Source organism: Nitrospirota bacterium (genome assembly GCA_030645475.1).
Taxonomy (GTDB): Bacteria; Nitrospirota; Nitrospiria; order Nitrospirales; family Nitrospiraceae; genus Palsa-1315.
Window position 1 is genome coordinate 1 of record JAUSMA010000013.1, and the last position, 1,757, is coordinate 1,757.

3 protein-coding genes are annotated in these 1,757 nt (G+C 55.4%); all 3 read left to right on the top strand.

All coding sequences use genetic code 11. The annotated features are described in order from the left end of the window. The coding region (smpB, locus tag Q7U76_01845) for an SsrA-binding protein SmpB (GenBank protein ID MDO8355118.1) at positions 1–315 on the top strand (315 nt) is incomplete at its 5' end. Positions 316–502: 187 nt separating this feature from the next. Continuing rightward, the gene (locus tag Q7U76_01850) at positions 503–946 is read left to right on the top strand and encodes a DoxX family protein (protein MDO8355119.1); all 444 of its coding nucleotides are present in this window, start codon (positions 503–505) and stop codon (positions 944–946) included. Positions 947–993: 47 nt separating this feature from the next. Beyond that, positions 994–1,740: a pirin family protein gene (locus Q7U76_01855; GenBank protein ID MDO8355120.1), complete on the top strand. Its 747-nt coding sequence runs from the start codon at positions 994–996 to the stop codon at positions 1,738–1,740. Positions 1,741–1,757: the final 17 nt, after the last annotated feature.

The window sequence follows — 1,757 nt, forward strand, 5'->3', positions numbered from 1 at the left end:
GTGAGAGAAGGACAGATCTTTCTTCACCATTGCCACATCAGTCCGTACAGCCACGGCAACCTTTCGAATCATGAACCGCTCCGTACCAGGAAACTCCTGCTCCATCGCAAGGAGATCAATAAACTCCTCGTCAAGACGCAGCAGCAGGGGCTGACGATCATCCCGCTCCGCATCTATTTCTCCAATCGTGGCCTGGCCAAAGTCGAACTCGGGTTGGCGAAAGGCAAAAAACAGCATGACCGCCGGGAATCCGACAAGACGCGTGAAGCCAGCCGCGAAGTAGAACGGGCGATGAAAGGATCGCGGCACGACTGATTCTCACCGGTCCGTTTCCTGCCATCTCACTCGAACCGATTGATCCTACTCACAATTTTACAAAGAAAACAGGGGATGGATTTTCTGTATTGACATTGTCCTAACTAGGACTATTATAATCGACATGTCGGGCTGTGCAATGTTCGGCGATCGGACGAGGCGGTTAGACCATTCAAGGGGGTGCGTGATGCGGCAATTATTTTACACAGACAATAGCTGGGCCGGTCTTATTCTGCGTTTGACGCTTGGGCTGGTGATGTTCCCGCATGGAGCCCAGAAGTTGTTGGGCTGGTATGGCGGGTTCGGATTCGCCGGAACCATGGGATTCTTCACGGAGACCATGCATTTGCCCTGGATCGTCGCGTTCTTGGTGATCGTGGGAGAGTCCTTCGGCAGTATCGCTCTGTTGCTCGGGCTGCTGACGCGCTTCACGGCGGCGAGTTTCATCGTGATCATGCTTGGCGCCATCACCACCTCGCATCTCCCGAACGGATTCTTCATGAACTGGTTCGGGAAACAGGCAGGCGAAGGGTATGAGTATCATCTCTTGGTGATCGGTATCGGCCTCGCATTGGTCATGACGGGCGCTGGGAAATGGTCAATGGATCGATTCATTGCGGACAAGGTCTGAAAAGAAATGATGGCGGCGGTGGAGGACTTACGAGAGGAGGCGGAACCATGAACGGAATCGGGATACAGTCCACCAAAGTCGATATCCGTCGAGCTCAGGAGCGTTTCCACACCCAGATCAGCTGGCTCGACTCGTGGCACAGCTTCAGTTTTTCGAACCACTACGATCCGGCCAATACCCATCATGGCCTGTTGCTGGTGAGCAACGACGATACGGTGAAGGCCGGTACGGGATTTCGCACGCACCCGCATGAGGATATGGAAATCGTTACCTGGGTGTTGGAGGGCGAGCTGGAACATAAAGATTCCGAAGGCAACAAGGGGATTCTTTATCCGGGACTTGCCCAGCGCATGAGTGCCGGTACCGGTATCCGGCATTCTGAAATGAACCCGCGGGCGGATCAGGATGTGCATTTCATTCAGATGTGGGTCGTTCCTGATACCAGGCGGATTACCCCCGGTTATCAACAGCTCGACGTCAACGGGCAGCTTGCGAAGGGTGGACTCGTCCCGGTTGCCTCCGGCAAGGGACACAATAGCGCGATCTCAATTCACCAGAAGGGAGCGGTTCTCTGGGCCGGTCGACTTCAGCCGGGAGAAACCGTGACCGTCCCGGACAATGCGTACGTTCATCTGTACGTGGCGAAAGGGTCGGTGCAGCTGGAGCAGGCCGGTCGTCTGAACGAAGGCGACGCCGTGCGACTCACGGCGGCAGGAGCACGGACATTGACGGCTGATGGGACGACCGGAGCCGAAGTGCTCATCTGGGAGAGCGAAGGAACGGTTCAATTTTAAGGGTGTAGAAAACGCAC

Coding starts and splice junctions, on each gene's coding strand:
- Q7U76_01850 (MDO8355119.1), top strand. CDS start 503: ATGCGGCAATTATTTTACACAGACAATAGCTGGGCCGGTCTTATTCTG.
- Q7U76_01855 (MDO8355120.1), top strand. CDS start 994: ATGAACGGAATCGGGATACAGTCCACCAAAGTCGATATCCGTCGAGCT.